Source organism: Salmonella sp. SAL04196 (genome assembly GCF_046550835.1).
GTDB lineage: Bacteria > Pseudomonadota > Gammaproteobacteria > Enterobacterales > Enterobacteriaceae > Salmonella > Salmonella enterica.
Genome location: NZ_JBGDXE010000001.1, coordinates 342401 through 357678, shown reverse-complemented (window position 1 = coordinate 357678; position 15278 = coordinate 342401). Strand labels below are relative to the sequence as shown.

Genomic DNA, 15278 nt, shown 5'->3' with positions numbered 1-15278 from the left:
AATACATTCCTTAACGGTTTTCCGGCCAGCCAACCACGTAATCCAGTACAGCCTGTGCGTTGGTGAGACTGTTCACTTCGTCCTTCATCTGCCGCTGGCGTTCGTGTATTTTAAAACCCACCAGTACCATGTTTTGTTGCATAGCGGCTTCGAGTTTAATCAGTTCGTCTGCGCTCATTGGCACATCGATGTTATCTGCATCCGTCCAGAAGAATCCTGGCGGTAGCGCTCCCTGTTTTGCCACCGCCGTTACTGGCGACAGTCGGTCCTGCGACGCTTTACCGCAGCCCCAGTGGTGATCATTCAGTGTGAACGGGTAGTTACCGTTTTCCTGCGCATTACGCCACGCATTAATCTCAGCGTATTTCTGACCGAGTACGGTCGCAAGGTCAGCCACCCACTGACCGTTTTCAAATTTATCTATTGGTGATGTGGGGGCCTGTGTGGTAGTGTTCTCCGGTAACGGGCCGGGTTTTGAAATATAAATCGGGTTGCCGGTTTGCGTGTCGCACACTGTTTCGCCGCGATGGTCTTCGTTCAGACTCCACGTTTCGGTTTCAGAGTCAAATACAGCAATATGACTGGCCGGAATATCAGGAGGGGCAATATCGGTACAGTTTGACGGTAATCTGGTATGTGGCGCTACCGTCGGCAATATCCAGTCCGGCAGTGCCTGTCACCATTACCGAAACATTACTGCCTTCACCGGCACTCCAGACCTGCGCGACGATACGGTAATGCTCCTGGATATTTTGTGTCTGCGGTAACAGTGAACAGTCCAGATACAACGAACTCAGTTCCGGATCATCCCCGGTACCGGCGATAATCCCTGTGTTCTGGTCGTTAACACTGGCTGTGATGGCCTTCTCCCTGAAATACCGCTCCACAGCATTTAGCAACTCATCCGGTTTACGGTTACCGATGAATGAGGTTGATATCTGTTCGCTCATCCCTGGCTGCTGCCCGGTCTGGCTATCCCCGGCGCAGCTTCTGCTGTTAAATCAGATGAAACAGAACGCACCGACGGTGCTGGCCCCTCTGCCGGAGAAAACGGGATAGACCGCTATGACGTGTTACTAAAACGACGGGATTTAGCGGCCAACACATACAAAATTCGCGGCAATCAGTTAGCGACCGTGCGCGAAAAAATGGGGAAATGATATTGGCAGAAGGTGACCACGCGGCATATTGCTGAGTATCCGGAGTCATGGATCGCGGAAGGTAAAAACACGATGGCGGGGGCGATGAGGTCTGTACTATCTGACATTTTTCGTGAGGCAATTGTGGAAGGAAGAATAACAACGAATCCGGTGGAAGCAACCCGGTTACCAGAGATTAAGGCGGCCAGGGAACGCTTGCAACTGGAAACGTATAACGCCACACGAGCGGCAGCAGAGCATATGCCTGCATGGTTCCCTCTCACGATGGATTTAGCGCTCGTTACTGGTCAACGTAGGGAGGATATCGTAAATATGAAATTTAGTGATGATTTTGACAACCGCTTATACGTAACTCAGATTAAAACCGGAATGAAAATAGCCATTCCCCTCTCCCTGACACTTCAGGCAACGGGGTTACGTCTGGGAACGGTAATCGATCGCTGCCGGCTGGTAAGCCGAACTGATTTCATGATCAGTGCAGGAATCAGGAAAAATAGCCCAACCGGGAATATTCACCCGGATGGGCTGACAAAGAAATTTGTAAAAGCCAGAAAAATTTCAGGCGCTAAATTTAGTGATAACCCACCGACATTTCACGAGATCCGTAGCCTGGCTGGTCGGCTGTACAAAGACGAACGCGGCGAGGAGTTCGCTCAAAAACTACTGGGCCACACCTCAGAGAACACCACGAAACTCTATCTCGATGAACGCGATAATAAAGCTTACGTGATGCTCTGATTTTGTTGTAAAAGAAATGTTAAACTGGATTTGGATGTGATATAAACAAAAAGACCGGAATACAGAAATTCGAGGAAATTTCGAGGAATTTCGAGGGGATACACATAACCCATTGATTTATAATCGAAATAAAAAGAGACCGAATACGATTCCTGTATTCGGTCCAGGGAAATGGCTCTTGGGAGAGAGCCGTGCGCTAAAAGTTGGCATTAATGCAGGCTAAATCGCCTTGCCCTTTAAGAATAGATGACGACGCCAGGTTTTCCAGTTTGTGACGAAGGTGATTGAAAAAACCTGGCGTTTTGTCTGTCATCAGAGATAAAAAAACCGTAAGCCTTTTCGTGAAGGTTTACGGTTTTTTATTAAAAATCAGTCAGCTATTGGATGGATCACAAAGCTTTTGCGCACGTTCGATAAACGGCGCCAGACTCATTTTCTCACCGGGCTTCGCCGGGTTATCGATTTGAATGACGGCGATAGGCTGAGCGCGCGTTTTACCCTCCGCTACTTGCTGTTCGGCAATGGCATTCAAGGGATACTGCACCAGCGTACTGGGGTTGATCACATAGAGCGCCTGGCCAGGTAGACAGGTCAACATGACCTCTTCCCGATTAAACGCCCACTTGTCTTTTCCTACTTCAAAACGACTTACGGTAATCACCTGCGGCGCCGCCAACGCTACGCCCGAAGTGGCCAGCAGAAGCGCCGGAAGGAGTATTTTTTTCATTCGTTATGCCAGTCCATCAGAAAGGTTCGAGGGTTGCAAACAGGCTGACGATCGCCAGAACTATGCCTCCAACTCCCCATTCAATTTGCGTCATCCTGACAAACCATAGGTCAGTCCGGGGATTTTCCTGTCGCATACGTGGTACGAGAACATACCGATTCGTCAGCGCAATTGCTACCATAAGCACCACCAGCGCACATTTTAACAAAAGCAACTGTCCATAGGTGGTCTGCCAGATAGCGGTAAATCCCGTGATAAATAGCGTGTTGCCAATGCCTGTGAGCAATACGCCCGCCACAAAAAAGTGACCATAACGAGAAAAACGCATCATGGCGCTAATGGCATGTTGACGCCAGCGTCCCTGAGCCATGCGCATACAATAAACCACTGGCAACAGCCCGCCAAACCAGGCTGCGGCACAGAGCAAATGCAGAGCATGGTTAATTTGCTGTAATGTTCCCGCTACACCATCGCGCATCGTCGCATGTCCAACGCCTGCCAGCAGGATAAACTGAGCAACGGTTAGAATAAGAAGCCGTCGTTGCATTTTTACCGGCGCAATGACTACCACCACCAGCGTGACCAGCGCGAGGATAATTTGCCATATCCAGACCGCGCCAAAGCGGGTTTGCAGTACCGCGCCCCACACCGAGACGGAAAAAACATCGGGCCAGCCGCCGCCCATCAGTCCGCCCTGAATCGCCAGCATAAAAGCCGCGCTGATAACGCTCCAGGCGGCAGCATGTCGTTGCAGATGTAAAAATCGACGCGTCATTAAACGACGAATTGGTGCGGGTGCCAGCCAGGCGCCGTAAAGCGCGCAGCCGTAGACCAGCATCAAACTAGCAAAATGAATAAATCGGAGAGTTATCCAGACGAATGTCAGCATCATTTATTTCACGCTGAAGGTGTATTTCCCTTTTGTTTTATGCCCATCCACCGACACAACGTGCCAGTCTACCGTGTAAGCGCCAGATTTTAACGGCTGCTCAAGCGGGATAATCAACTGCGTTTTATCCTGTTCATTTCGCTTTGCCGGGCGCGTTTTGATGAGCTCTTGCTGAGGGCCTGTAATGGTTGCGCCGCTGAATCCTGGCTCAATCCCTTCAGAAAAATTCAGGGTCAGCGCCTGTGGCGAGGCCGTAACGGCAGCATTCGCCGCTGGATACTGATGCGTCAGGTGCGCATGTGCCCAGGCCGCTGGCGTCGCAAATGTCGATGCCAACAGCAGTAAAGCTAAACGTCGCGATGGTGCAGAAGAAGCCATATTCACTATTCCTTTTTGTTATACCTACGTTACAAAGAATAACCTTCAACAATCAATGAGTCGAGGATCATCATTTCCATCTTGCCATTACCGCGGACTCTTAGTACCTTCTGGCGGCAACAAAAAAGGAGACGCGTATGAAAACGAATCTGGCTCAGCTTGAACAAGCGGAAATGGATAAAGTCAATGTGGACCTGGCGGCAGCCGGGGTGGCATTTAAAGAGCGCTACAATATGCCAGTTGTCGCGGAGGTGGTCGAACGTGAGCAGCCAGAGCATCTACGCGCCTGGTTTCGCGAGCGGCTGATTGCCCATCGTCTGGCTTCCGTATCACTATCCCGACTCCCTTACGAACCCAAAGTTAAATAAAATTATATAACGTTACACTTCCTTACATGCAGACGACTACATTATAAGGCGATTCTTAACCTATGCTTTTTAGAATGGCTGTAGAGACTATGAAAAGGAAGTCATTATGTCCTCCTGGAAAATTGCTGCTGCGCAGTATGCGCCCCTGAACGCCTCGCCGGCGGAGCATGTCGCCCATCATCTGGAATATATTGAGCTTGCGGCTCGTCAACAGTGCGAACTGCTGGTCTTTCCGTCACTGTCGCTATTAGGCTGCGACGAAAGAAATAAATCGTTGCCCGCCCCACCTGACGAGGCGCTTTTACAGCCGCTCACTCATGCGGCCGATACTCACCATATGACTATCATTGTGGGTATGCCTGTTGAGCATAACTGCCGCTTCGTAAAAGGCATCGCTATTTTTGCCCCATGGCTAACGTCGCCGCTCATGTTTCACAAAAGTCATGGCGCCTGTATAGCCAGGCAGCGAAGCGCTATCAACGTGGTGGATGAGCAGCCAGAAGGTGGTGATATAGATCCCTCATTTACGTTATTCACAACCAGTCAATGTCTTAACGAACCTGAACTACATGCTTCTACCTCACGCTTACAACGTTTTTCGCATAAATATGCGCTGGCCGTACTGATGGCCAATGCCTGTGGCAGTAGCGCGCTGTGGGATGAAAGCGGGCAACTTATTGTTCGTGCCGATTGCGGTTCGCTATTACTGACGGGTCTGCGCACAACCGAGGGTTGGCAAGGCGATATCATTCCATTACGCTAAGGTCTTTCGGTGAGGAATGAATCATGTTGCGGATTATAGACACGGAAACCTGCGGGCTGCAGGGCGGGATCGTAGAGATAGCCTCTGTTGATGTCATTGATGGCAACATTGTCAATCCCATGAGTCACCTGATACGCCCCGATCGCCCTATTACGCCGCAGGCGATGGCGATACACCGTATTACCGAAGCCATGGTCGCCGATAAGCCGTGGATTGAAGATGTCATACCGCTTTATTACGGTAGTGAGTGGTATGTCGCTCACAATGCCAGTTTCGACAGACGCGTATTACCTGAATTGCCGGGTGAGTGGATCTGTACCATGAAGTTGTCGCGACGCCTGTGGCCGGGAATAAAATACAGCAATATGGCGCTCTATAAATCGCGCAAACTAAGCGTACAAACGCCGCCGGGGCTGCATCATCACCGGGCGCTTTATGATTGCTATATCACCGCCGCCTTGCTGATTGATATTATGCGAACCACTGGCTGGACCGCGGAAGAGATGGTCAATATCACGGGCCGTCCTGCGCTGTTAACCACTTTCCCGTTCGGTAAATACCGCGGTAAGGCGGTATCTGAAGTCGCAAAACGCGATCCGGGCTATTTACGCTGGCTTTTTAATAACCTTGATAATATGAGCCCGGAACTTCGCCTGACGCTTAAACACTACCTGTAAGATGTTCAGGCTGACGAGCAACGCAGCAATGGAACACCACAATAACCCGCGACGCTCACAAGCCGTTGCGAGCTCGCGCGTCTATGCGCTATGTAAGGTTCCCTGCGCCAGGCCGATTAAAAAGGCGAACTCCAGCGCGACGCCTTCGTAGGATTTAAACCGCCCCGACTTACCACCGTGCCCGGAGTCCATATCCGTACATAACAGCAGCAGACGTTGATCCGTTTTTAGCTCGCGTAATTTTGCCACCCACTTCGCCGGTTCCCAGTATTGCACCTGGGAATCGTGCAATCCTGTCGTCACCAGCAGGTGCGGATAGTCCTGCGCTTTGACATTGTCATAAGGACTATAGCTTTTCATATAGTCATAATACTCAATATCCTGCGGGTTCCCCCACTCTTCAAACTCTCCTGTCGTTAGTGGGATCGACTCATCCAGCATCGTGGTTAATACATCAACAAAGGGTACCTGGGCAATAACGCCGTGGAAAAGCTCGGGGCGTTCGTTGATAGCGACGCCCATTAGCATTCCGCCCGCGCTCCCGCCCATCCCATAACACAGCGACGGCGAACCGTAACCCAGTTTTAATAAGGCATCGCAGGCATCAAGATAATCATTAAAAGTATTCCGCTTTTTGAGGAATTTGCCATCTTCATACCACTGCTGCCCCAGCTCACCGCCGCCGCGAACGTGTACGATTGCGTAAACAAAGCCACGATCCAGCAAGCTCAGTCGGCTGCTGCTGAAGTCGGCGTCAATACTGGAACCGTAAGATCCGTAGCCGTAAACCAGAAGCGGATTTTGCCCTTTACGAAAATACTTCTGATGATAAACCAGCGATACCGGCACTTCGACGCCGTCGCGTGCGGTGATCCACAGGTGTTCGCTCTGATAACAGCCAGAATCAAACCCAGGCACTTCCGTCTGTTTAAGTACCCGTCGTTCTCCGGTATCCATATCCAGTTCAAACAAGGTATCTGGCGTCGTCATTGAAGAATAGCCGTAACGCAGCCGGGAGGTCTCAGGTTCGGGATTATAGGCAAGCCACGTCACGTAAGCCGGATCGTCAAAGGCAATGCCTATCACTTCACGGGTTTTACGGTTAATTTGCCGCAGGCTGGTAAGCCCCCGTTGACGCTCTTCGACCACTAACCAGTCGGTAAACAGGGTAAACCCTTCCAGCATAATATGCTCGCGCGGAGGGATCAGCTCTTCCCAGGCGTTTTCATTGCGCACGCGGGTACGGTACAACCCAAAGTTTTTACCGTTCCGGTTAGAACGCAGGTAAAACTTATGTTGATAGTGATCGAGACTATATTCATGGTCTTTGCGGCGCGGTAAAAATGAAAACGGCTCGGCATCGGCCAGTTCCGCGTCAAGTAACAGCACTTCGCTAGTGGTGGCGCTGGCAAGATGAATCACCACATAATGCTGCGAAGTGGTTTTATGCAGGCTGACATAAAAGGTATCGTCTTTCTCCTCATATACCAGTTCATCTTGCGATGACGGAGTGCCAATCGTGTGCCGCCAAACCTGATAGGGCAGCAGCGTCTTCTTATGCTTACGCACATAGTAAAGGGTCAGGGAATCATTGGCCCAGACAAATTCAGGCGCAACGTTATCCAGCAGTTCCGGATACCAGTTACCGCTTTCGAGGTTACGAAAACGCAACCCATACTGACGACGGGATAAATAATCTTCCGCCAGCGCCATGATGGTATTATCCGGCGTAATGGCAAGTCCGCCGAGCGTATAAAATTCGCTGTGCGCGGCCCGCTGGTTCGCATCGAGCAAGGTTTCCCACACATCCCACTCTTCGCTTAACGCCGATTGTCGTTGATAGATGGCATATTCGCAGCCGGGTTCATAGATATAACGGTAGCGATAGCCGTTTTTCACATACGGAGCGGAAACTTCTCTGGGCGGGATGCGATCGATAATTTCTTTTAGAATGCGGTCCTGTAACGCCTGCTGAGAGGACATGACCTTCCGGCCATACTCATTTTCCTGATGCAGGTAATCAAGGACTTCCGGCTGCGAGCGAGTGTCATCTCGCAGCCAGTAATAATTATCAATGCGCGTATCGCCATGTACGGTCATGGCATAGGGAATTCGATTGGCTTTTGGCAACATGTCGTTTTTTCTTTTGCGTTAATATTTGTTATATATCACGCGGCAAACACAGCGGCGTAGCATGGTAGTCCCGGTCGCTCACCTCGGTAAGCGCCTGAGATGTCACTGCTTCGCCGCTATCCTGCAACATGAATGACGTAAACTATCCATCCTATAAGGGTGGCAAAAGACACGCATGATGCAAGCGAAACATGTTACTTAATGGCAGGTTATCAGCCTGGTAGCGCCTGTTTTTGCTGCTGCAAGTCCTGCTCGATACCGTCCCGAACCTCCTGAGGAATTTTTAGCGCGTCTCCTAACGCATTCAGATAGCTACGTTCCATAAAGTGGTCAATATCAATGGCGGCGCAGCTCAGGAAGTAGATTTCCAGGGCTTCTTCTTCATTGCGAACACCCTGTGCCAGACGTTGTGGATCAAGCGGCTGCTCAATAGCTTTCTCGATAAACACACGCCCTTGCTCTTCTACACCTGATTCTCGCAGTTGGTGCTCAATCGCCGCGCGTTCTTTGGCATCAATATGCCCATCGCTTTTTGCAGCAAAAACCAGCGCCAGGATCAGTCGCTCAGTGCGAACATCCAGCGGCGTACTTTGGCTGCCGAATTGCGGCTCCCCCTGATGCGCAGCGCGTACTTTATCTTTGTACTTATTCCACAATACGGAACCCGCCACCGCGCCGCCGCCCACCAGCAAAGCGCCAGTACCGTATTTGGTTAATAATTTGCGCGAAGACTTATTGGCGACCAACAGTCCAGCCAGACCGCCCAGCGCGCCGGGAACCAGCAGTTTATTTAACCCATGTTCACCGGAAGGCGATGCGGAAGCGCCTTTTTGCCCAAGAAGTGATTGTAATTGGTTCAACCAGTTAGCCATAGTACCCCTCAAATACAGACCAATAATGGTCAAGCGTACCTGAGGGGATGTCAGGAATTGTCTGTTCCGGCAAAAGAAGCGCAAATTACGCTGCTAGCGGGGCTTATATTCCGCCTTGCCGGCTTTGCAATCAACGATGACCTGATAATGAATATCGGCACTTTTACCGCGAACAGTTAGCGGAACTGTCCATTTATCATTTTGACCTACAACGTCCTGCACATTAACCCACGCGACCGGGTCAGCCTGCCCGACCTTTTTTTGGTCGTCTGCCCACCGCACGATACGATTTTGCTGGTAGTCGCGCTTCACGCTTGCCGCAATCCCGGCGGCATCCAGCCCTTCGCACTGCGGAAACTTAACCGATTTACTCTCGGTGGATGCCGCAAATGCCGATACGCTGGCGGATAACAACAGCAGGCTCAACAACGCTCCTCTTTTATTCATACTTTTCTCCTTAGCACAATGATTCAGGAAAAGCATGGTACAAAACGCCGGGAGCGCAAGTGTGGGTTCAGGCGGCTTGCTTTTTCGTTTTACTCGCGGCGTCCTTTTCAACCGCCTGCGGAGAAGGCAACTTACCGGTTTTGAGGATAGTGCTTAACACCTCTTTATGTTCCGCCAGCCACAGCGACAACGCTTCGCGCTGCCCATCTTCCAGCACGACTGGCGACTGCTCAAGCCAGGTATCAAGAAGATCGGCAGTATCGAGCATTTTGTCCCAGGCGTCGGCTTCCTTTTTACTGGTAAATGACATCTTCTCCTCACCCTCGCGAATGACTACGTATTTAACTTCAACCGCCATTTTGCAGCCCCTTATTTACCTGTATTTATATACAGTATATTGCAAGGCAGCAAGAAAAGCAATCTATTCGAAAAGACATGCGCAAACGTTTTCGTATATACTGCGCGCAGGTAAATAAGGGGACAGAAATATGACGCTATTAGGCACTGCGCTGCGTCCGGCAGCAACGCGGGTGATGTTATTAGGGGCAGGTGAATTGGGAAAAGAGGTGGCGATTGAATGCCAACGCCTGGGGATCGAGGTTATCGCCGTCGATCGCTATCCTGATGCTCCCGCCATGCATGTGGCTCACCGTTCACACGTCATTAATATGCTGGACGGCGAGGCGCTACGTCATGTGATTACAGAGGAAAAACCGCATTATATCGTGCCGGAAATAGAAGCGATCGCCACCGATACGCTGCGTGAACTGGAGGGCGAAGGACTGAATGTCGTGCCTTGCGCTCGTGCAACGCAGCTCACGATGAACCGCGAAGGGATCCGTCGCCTGGCCGCAGAAGAATTAGGACTGCCGACATCGACGTATCGCTTTGCCGACAGTGAGGCCAGTTTTCATGATGCGGTAGCCGCAGTGGGTTTTCCTTGCATCGTCAAACCGGTCATGAGCTCTTCCGGCAAAGGCCAGAGCTTTATCCGCTCGGCCGAACAGCTCGCGCAGGCATGGGAGTATGCTCAACAGGGCGGACGCGCTGGCGCGGGTCGCGTGATTGTGGAAGGCGTGGTTAAATTTGATTTTGAAATTACGCTGCTCACCGTTAGCGCCGTCGATGGCGTGCATTTCTGCGCACCGGTCGGTCATCGTCAGCAAGATGGCGACTATCGCGAATCCTGGCAGCCACAGCAGATGAGCGAACTGGCGCTGAAGCGGGCGCAAGAGATTGCCCGTCATGTGGTACTGGCGTTAGGCGGTCATGGCCTGTTCGGCGTTGAACTCTTCGTCTGTGGCGATGAAGTCATTTTCAGCGAAGTCTCCCCTCGCCCGCACGATACCGGAATGGTCACGTTGATTTCTCAGGATCTCTCTGAGTTTGCGCTGCATGTGCGCGCCTTTCTGGGAATGCCCGTAGGCGCTATTCGCCAGTATGGTCCCGCTGCCTCGGCCGTGATTCTGCCGCAGCTTACCAGTCAAAATGTGACGTTTGATAATGTTCACGCGGCGGTAGGGGCCGGAGTGCAGGTACGGCTGTTTGGTAAGCCTGAGATCGACGGCACCCGTCGTCTTGGTGTAGCGTTAGCGACAGGTGAAAACGTTGAAGAAGCGGTGATAAGAGCGAAAAAGGCCGCCAGCCGCGTGACGGTAAAAGGCTAATGCGCCATCGCCTGATGGCGACGTTAGCGCATTTTTATCAGGCCTGCCAGATCGCCACTCGTAAGCCCGATAAGCAAGCGCCATCGGGCATTTAACGGCTTACTGCTTCGCGCCTTCTACCGCTTCGCGCGCCAGTTTGGTGATGCGATCGTAATCACCCGCTTCCAGCGCGTCGGCCGGCACCAGCCAGGAACCGCCGATGCACAATACGCTTTTCAGCGCCAGATAGTCACGATAGTTTGCCGGAGAGATGCCGCCAGTTGGGCAGAAACGCACCTGAGAGAACGGACCGGCAATCGCCTGCAACGCTTTAGTGCCGCCATTCGCTTCCGCCGGGAAGAATTTGAACTCTTTCAGACCATAGTCCATGCCCAACATCAGCTCAGAAACGGTGCTAATACCGGGAATCAATGGGATAGTGCCTGCCGTCGCGGCTTTCAGCAGTGGCTCAGTCAGCCCCGGGCTAATCGCAAACTGCGCGCCCGCTTCCGTCACCTCCGCCAACTGCTGCGGATTGAGAACGGTTCCGGCGCCGACAATCGCTTCCGGTACTTCTTTAGCGATAGCGCGAATAGCATCCATCGCGCAGGCCGTACGTAAAGTCACTTCCAGAACGCGAACGCCCCCGGCCACCAGCGCTTTAGCCATCGGCACCGCGTGCTCCAGTTTATTGACTACAATGACCGGGACAACCGGGCCGGTGGTCAGGATTGCTTCTGCACTTGTTTTCCAGTTTTTCATCGGAATTCTTCTCTCGCCTGATTACTAGTGTGTCATCTTAAAAAGTGATACAGGTTGCGCCCTGCTCCGCACCCGACAGCTTTTCGCGCAGCGCGCCAAACAACTCACGCCCCGTTCCGACGCGCGACGCGCTCAGGTCCGGAATATGAGGCTGACGAGCGGCAAGTTCCGCCTCGTCGACCAGCAGAGTTAACTCACCTGTCTGCCCATTCACGCGAATGATGTCGCCATCGCGCACTTTTGCCAGTAAGCCGCCATCGTAGGCTTCCGGCGTTACGTGGATAGCTGAAGGCACTTTACCCGAAGCGCCTGAAAGTCGTCCATCAGTAACTAACGCGATTTTGAAACGGCGGTCCAATAATACACCAAGTGGCGGCATGAGTTTATGTAATTCTGGCATTCCATTCGCTTTTGGTCCCTGATGACGCACGACAACGACACAATCCCGGTCAAGCAGGCCCGCGTCAAACGCAGGCAGCACATCATGCTGACTTTCAAATACCATGGCAGGCGCTTCAATGATCTGGTTTTCAACCGGTACCGCAGACGTCTTCATTACTGCGCGCCCCAGATTACCGCTTAGCACCTTAGTACCGCCGTGAGGAGAGAACGGCTTATCAAAAGAGGCAATGACATCGTTATCCAGTGACCTTTCCGCGCCTTCACGCCAGTCCAGCTCGCCGTTGTTGAGCCAGGGCTCCAGCGTATAGCGTTTCAGGCCGAAGCCTGCGACAGTGTTAACGTCTTCGTGCAACAATCCGGCATTGAGCAGCTCACGCATCAATACCGGTACGCCGCCCGCCGCCTGGAAGTGGTTAATGTCCGCCGGACCGTTCGGGTACAGACGCGCCATCAACGGAACCACTTCCGACAAATCCGAGAAGTCATCCCAGTTGATCAGAATGCCCGCCGCGCGCGCCATTGCAACCAGATGCATGGTGTGGTTGGTGGAACCGCCGGTAGCCAGCAGCGCGACAATGCCGTTCACCACGACTTTTTCGTCGATCATTTTACCGAGCGGCATCCACGTATTGCCGTTGCCGGTAAGACGTGTTACCTGACGTGCGGCAGCGGCAGTCAATGCCTCGCGCAGCGGCGCATCCGGATGCACAAACGAGGAACCCGGCAACTGCATTCCCATAAACTCCACCACCATCTGGTTGGTGTTGGCGGTGCCGTAAAATGTACAGGTGCCCGGCGCATGGTAAGAGGCGGCTTCTGACTCCAGCAGCGCCATTCTGTCTACTTTTCCTTCCGCATATAGCTGACGAATACGGACTTTTTCTTTATTCGGCAGGCCGCTCGCCATCGGGCCTGACGGAACAAAAATCGCGGGTAAATGACCAAAAGAGAGCGCGGCCATCGCCAGCCCCGGAACGATTTTGTCGCATACGCCGAGGAATAACGCGCCGTCAAACATATTGTGAGAGAGGCCTACTGCTGCCGACATCGCTATCACTTCGCGGCTGAGTAATGACAACTCCATGCCATCCTGCCCTTGCGTAACGCCATCGCACATTGCCGGTACGCCGCCTGCGACCTGACCTACCGCATTCACGGAATGCAGGGCCTGACGAATAATTTCCGGATAATGTTCATACGGTTGATGCGCAGAGAGCATGTCATTGTAGGAGGTAATGATGGCGATATTATTGCGCAACATACTTTTCAGCGAGGCTTTGTCCTCTGGCTGACAGGCGGCGAAGCCATGCGCCAGGTTGCCGCAGGCCAGTTGAGATCGGTGGACCGTGGCGGTTTTCGCCTGCTCAATGCGGGCAAGATAGGCTTCTCGGGTCTGCTGCGAGCGTTCGACAATACGCTGTGTTACGCGTAACAAATTAGGATTCATAGAGGCTCCTGAAATTTATCTGTCCGGCTACCGGGTTTACCATGCGTTTCATCAATGTGGAAAGACAGTGAAATACATGATGTCCGGTGATAATGGGGCAAAATCGTTTCAGGCAGTGTAATAAAAAAAGCCTCGCAGGTGAATCCACACGAGGCTTAAAAGTGCAAAAATGATTCTACAATCTGTGTTAGATCATGTTACCGGTAAAATACCACCTAAGAGTGAGTGGCAAATTTACTCAAACTCATTCCACGAACGACCGTCACGGGTAATCATCGCCACGGACGCTACCGGTCCCCAGGTGCCCGCCTGATACGGCTTCGGCGCGTCGTTGTCCATCGCCCATGCTTCGGTAATGGAGTCCACCCACTTCCAGGCTTCTTCCACTTCGTCACGGCGGACAAATAGCGCCTGAATGCCACGCATCGTTTCCAGCAGCAGGCGCTCATATGCATCCGCCAGGTGCGTCTGATTAAAGGTCTCGGAGTAGCTCAGATCAAGCTTCGTGATCTGCAGATTATGCTTATGATCCAGCCCCGGTACTTTGTTAAGCACCTGAATATCTACGCCTTCATCCGGCTGCAGGCGAATCGTCAATTTGTTCTGCGGCAGGTCTTGCCAGGATTCTTTAAAGAGGTTCAGTTCAGGCGTCTTGAAATAAACCACGACTTCAGAGCACTTGGTTGGCAGACGCTTGCCGGTGCGCAGATAGAATGGCACGCCCGCCCAACGCCAGTTATCGATGTCGACGCGGATCGCGACGAAAGTTTCGGTGTTGCTGCTTTTATTCGCGCCCTCTTCTTCCAGATAGCCCGGCACCTTTTGCCCCTGCGCAAAGCCCGCGGTGTATTGACCACGAACCGTTTTTTCACGCACGTTGGAGCGATCAATACGGCGCAGCGATTTCAACACTTTGACTTTTTCATCGCGAATACTGTCGGCGCTCAGGTCAGACGGCGGTGACATGGCAATCATGCAGAGAATTTGCAGCAAGTGGTTCTGGATCATATCGCGCATCTGACCGGCCTGGTCAAAATATCCCCAGCGCCCTTCAATCCCCACCTCTTCCGCTACGGTAATCTCAACGTGATCGATAGTGCGGTTATCCCAGTTATTAACGAATAACGAGTTGGCAAAACGCAGCGCCAGCAGGTTGAGAACCGTTTCTTTGCCCAGATAGTGGTCGATACGGTACACCTGGCACTCTTCAAAGTATTCGCCGACCCGATCGTTAATCTCACGCGAGGTCGCCAGCGAAGTACCCAACGGTTTTTCCATCACGACACGCGCCGGTTTGGCGTTGAGTTTAGCCTCCCCTAACCCTTTGCAAATAGCGCCAAACGTGCTGGGCGGCATCGCAAAATAGTTAATGGTGGTGCGGTTTTTTTGATCCAGCATATCGCCCAGGCGACTAAACGCAGGCGTATCGTTCACGTCAAGATTACAAAAATCCAGACGGCCGCTCAGCGTATCCCACAAGCCTTCATCAATTTTTTCCTTCATGAAGGTTTCCAGCGCCTCACGCACGACGTGGGTATAAGCTTCTTTATCCCAGTCCGCGCGCCCCACCCCAATGATCCGGGTATCCGGATGGATCTGGCCGGCTTTCTCAAGCTGATACAGGGAAGGCAGCAGTTTCCGGCGCGCCAGGTCGCCTTTCGCGCCGAAAATGACCAGGTCACATGCCTGGGCTGTTTGCGTTACCGCCATGTCATTCTCCTCAGTTAATCTCCTGGTACTTTAGCCAGGATATCGTTGTAATTTTATTACACAGCACTGTACTGCTTTTACGAGATTACGGAAACCGTAAACGCCTTTTCATGGGTGAACCAGCGTTTGATTGGCAATATAATCGGCAAAACGCCTAAT

Annotated in this window: 15 protein-coding genes and 2 pseudogenes; 5 read left to right on the top strand and 12 right to left on the bottom strand. The window is 52.2% G+C overall.

Annotated features, from left to right (window positions below):
• Positions 1-10: 10 nt before the first annotated feature.
• Both ACLJPE_RS01820 and ACLJPE_RS01815 read right to left on the bottom strand, forming a co-directional pair.
• Positions 11-670 carry a DUF4376 domain-containing protein gene (locus tag ACLJPE_RS01820; protein WP_223152472.1) on the bottom strand — a complete coding sequence of 220 codons (660 nt, stop codon included), beginning with the start codon at positions 668-670 and terminating at the stop codon, positions 11-13.
• Positions 642-977 (bottom strand): annotated as a pseudogene (locus ACLJPE_RS01815) (hypothetical protein); the annotation flags it as partial. The pseudogene ACLJPE_RS01815 and the gene ACLJPE_RS01820, both read right to left, overlap by 29 nt.
• Positions 978-1055: 78 nt before the next feature.
• Here ACLJPE_RS01815 and ACLJPE_RS01810 point away from each other — a divergent pair.
• Positions 1056-1898: pseudogene (locus ACLJPE_RS01810) on the top strand (tyrosine-type recombinase/integrase); the annotation flags it as partial.
• Between the two features lie 373 nt (positions 1899-2271).
• On the opposite strand, the gene ACLJPE_RS01805 reads toward ACLJPE_RS01810, so the two are convergent.
• The 3 genes from ACLJPE_RS01805 to yobA are packed head-to-tail and all read right to left on the bottom strand — an operon-like array spanning position 2272 to position 3892.
• Entirely contained in the window at positions 2272-2625 is a 354-nt protein-coding gene (locus tag ACLJPE_RS01805) for a YebY family protein (RefSeq protein ID WP_039514051.1), read from the bottom strand.
• A gap of 16 nt (positions 2626-2641) precedes the next feature.
• Positions 2642-3517: a copper homeostasis membrane protein CopD gene (copD, locus tag ACLJPE_RS01800; RefSeq protein ID WP_023214467.1), complete on the bottom strand. Its 876-nt coding sequence runs from the start codon at positions 3515-3517 to the stop codon at positions 2642-2644.
• The gene (gene yobA, locus ACLJPE_RS01795) at positions 3518-3892 is read right to left on the bottom strand and encodes a CopC domain-containing protein YobA (RefSeq protein WP_000168393.1); all 375 of its coding nucleotides are present in this window, start codon (positions 3890-3892) and stop codon (positions 3518-3520) included.
• 137 nt (positions 3893-4029) lie between these two features.
• Here yobA and ACLJPE_RS01790 point away from each other — a divergent pair, with 137 nt between their 5' ends.
• From ACLJPE_RS01790 to exoX, 3 genes are all read left to right on the top strand, one after another.
• On the top strand, positions 4030-4260 hold the full coding sequence (locus tag ACLJPE_RS01790; protein WP_000856225.1) for a DNA polymerase III subunit theta: 231 nt from the start codon (positions 4030-4032) through the stop codon (positions 4258-4260).
• Positions 4261-4366: 106 nt separating this feature from the next.
• Positions 4367-5023 (top strand): carbon-nitrogen hydrolase family protein, encoded by a 657-nt coding sequence (locus tag ACLJPE_RS01785; protein ID WP_000100257.1) that lies wholly within the window; start codon positions 4367-4369, stop codon positions 5021-5023.
• Between the two features lie 23 nt (positions 5024-5046).
• Positions 5047-5700, top strand: coding sequence for an exodeoxyribonuclease X (exoX, locus tag ACLJPE_RS01780; RefSeq protein ID WP_023214468.1), 654 nt, complete (start codon positions 5047-5049; stop codon positions 5698-5700).
• An 81-nt stretch (positions 5701-5781) separates the two neighbouring features.
• On the opposite strand, the gene ptrB is transcribed toward exoX, so the two are convergent.
• The 4 genes from ptrB to yebG form a co-directional block, all read right to left on the bottom strand.
• Positions 5782-7833, bottom strand: coding sequence for an oligopeptidase B (ptrB, locus tag ACLJPE_RS01775; RefSeq protein ID WP_000936990.1), 2052 nt, complete (start codon positions 7831-7833; stop codon positions 5782-5784).
• A gap of 212 nt (positions 7834-8045) precedes the next feature.
• A complete protein-coding gene (locus ACLJPE_RS01770) occupies positions 8046-8705 on the bottom strand; it encodes a tellurite resistance TerB family protein (protein WP_000024703.1) in 660 nt (219 codons plus the stop codon).
• A 93-nt stretch (positions 8706-8798) separates the two neighbouring features.
• Positions 8799-9152, bottom strand: a complete 354-nt coding sequence (yebF, locus tag ACLJPE_RS01765) for a protein YebF (protein WP_001042123.1) — start codon at positions 9150-9152, stop codon at positions 8799-8801.
• Positions 9153-9219: 67 nt separating this feature from the next.
• Positions 9220-9510, bottom strand: coding sequence for a DNA damage-inducible protein YebG (yebG, locus tag ACLJPE_RS01760; RefSeq protein ID WP_000257723.1), 291 nt, complete (start codon positions 9508-9510; stop codon positions 9220-9222).
• A gap of 130 nt (positions 9511-9640) precedes the next feature.
• Here yebG and purT point away from each other — a divergent pair, with 130 nt between their 5' ends.
• Positions 9641-10819: a formate-dependent phosphoribosylglycinamide formyltransferase gene (gene purT, locus ACLJPE_RS01755; protein WP_000173430.1), complete on the top strand. Its 1179-nt coding sequence runs from the start codon at positions 9641-9643 to the stop codon at positions 10817-10819.
• Between the two features lie 99 nt (positions 10820-10918).
• Here purT and kdgA read toward each other — a convergent pair whose 3' ends face one another.
• The 3 genes from kdgA to zwf all read right to left on the bottom strand — a co-directional run bounded on the left by kdgA (position 10919) and on the right by zwf (position 15119).
• Positions 10919-11560, bottom strand: coding sequence for a bifunctional 4-hydroxy-2-oxoglutarate aldolase/2-dehydro-3-deoxy-phosphogluconate aldolase (kdgA, locus tag ACLJPE_RS01750; RefSeq protein WP_000800497.1), 642 nt, complete (start codon positions 11558-11560; stop codon positions 10919-10921).
• Between the two features lie 37 nt (positions 11561-11597).
• Complete coding sequence (gene edd / locus ACLJPE_RS01745; protein ID WP_001069111.1) at positions 11598-13409, bottom strand: phosphogluconate dehydratase; 1812 nt, start codon at positions 13407-13409, stop codon at positions 11598-11600.
• Positions 13410-13643: 234 nt separating this feature from the next.
• On the bottom strand, positions 13644-15119 hold the full coding sequence (gene zwf / locus ACLJPE_RS01740) for a glucose-6-phosphate dehydrogenase (RefSeq protein WP_000301711.1): 1476 nt from the start codon (positions 15117-15119) through the stop codon (positions 13644-13646).
• Between the last annotated feature and the right edge of the window lie 159 nt (positions 15120-15278).

Excerpts from the sequence above, each read along its gene's own strand:
- zwf (WP_000301711.1), bottom strand. The coding sequence starts at position 15,119 with ATGGCGGTAACGCAAACAGCCCAGGCATGTGACCTGGTCATTTTCGGC.
- ACLJPE_RS01805 (WP_039514051.1), bottom strand. The coding sequence starts at position 2,625 with ATGAAAAAAATACTCCTTCCGGCGCTTCTGCTGGCCACTTCGGGCGTA.
- copD (WP_023214467.1), bottom strand. The coding sequence starts at position 3,517 with ATGATGCTGACATTCGTCTGGATAACTCTCCGATTTATTCATTTTGCT.
- yebG (WP_000257723.1), bottom strand. The coding sequence starts at position 9,510 with ATGGCGGTTGAAGTTAAATACGTAGTCATTCGCGAGGGTGAGGAGAAG.
- exoX (WP_023214468.1), top strand. The coding sequence starts at position 5,047 with ATGTTGCGGATTATAGACACGGAAACCTGCGGGCTGCAGGGCGGGATC.
- ACLJPE_RS01790 (WP_000856225.1), top strand. The coding sequence starts at position 4,030 with ATGAAAACGAATCTGGCTCAGCTTGAACAAGCGGAAATGGATAAAGTC.
- yebF (WP_001042123.1), bottom strand. The coding sequence starts at position 9,152 with ATGAATAAAAGAGGAGCGTTGTTGAGCCTGCTGTTGTTATCCGCCAGC.
- yobA (WP_000168393.1), bottom strand. The coding sequence starts at position 3,892 with ATGGCTTCTTCTGCACCATCGCGACGTTTAGCTTTACTGCTGTTGGCA.
- edd (WP_001069111.1), bottom strand. The coding sequence starts at position 13,409 with ATGAATCCTAATTTGTTACGCGTAACACAGCGTATTGTCGAACGCTCG.
- ptrB (WP_000936990.1), bottom strand. The coding sequence starts at position 7,833 with ATGTTGCCAAAAGCCAATCGAATTCCCTATGCCATGACCGTACATGGC.
- kdgA (WP_000800497.1), bottom strand. The coding sequence starts at position 11,560 with ATGAAAAACTGGAAAACAAGTGCAGAAGCAATCCTGACCACCGGCCCG.
- purT (WP_000173430.1), top strand. The coding sequence starts at position 9,641 with ATGACGCTATTAGGCACTGCGCTGCGTCCGGCAGCAACGCGGGTGATG.
- ACLJPE_RS01770 (WP_000024703.1), bottom strand. The coding sequence starts at position 8,705 with ATGGCTAACTGGTTGAACCAATTACAATCACTTCTTGGGCAAAAAGGC.
- ACLJPE_RS01785 (WP_000100257.1), top strand. The coding sequence starts at position 4,367 with ATGTCCTCCTGGAAAATTGCTGCTGCGCAGTATGCGCCCCTGAACGCC.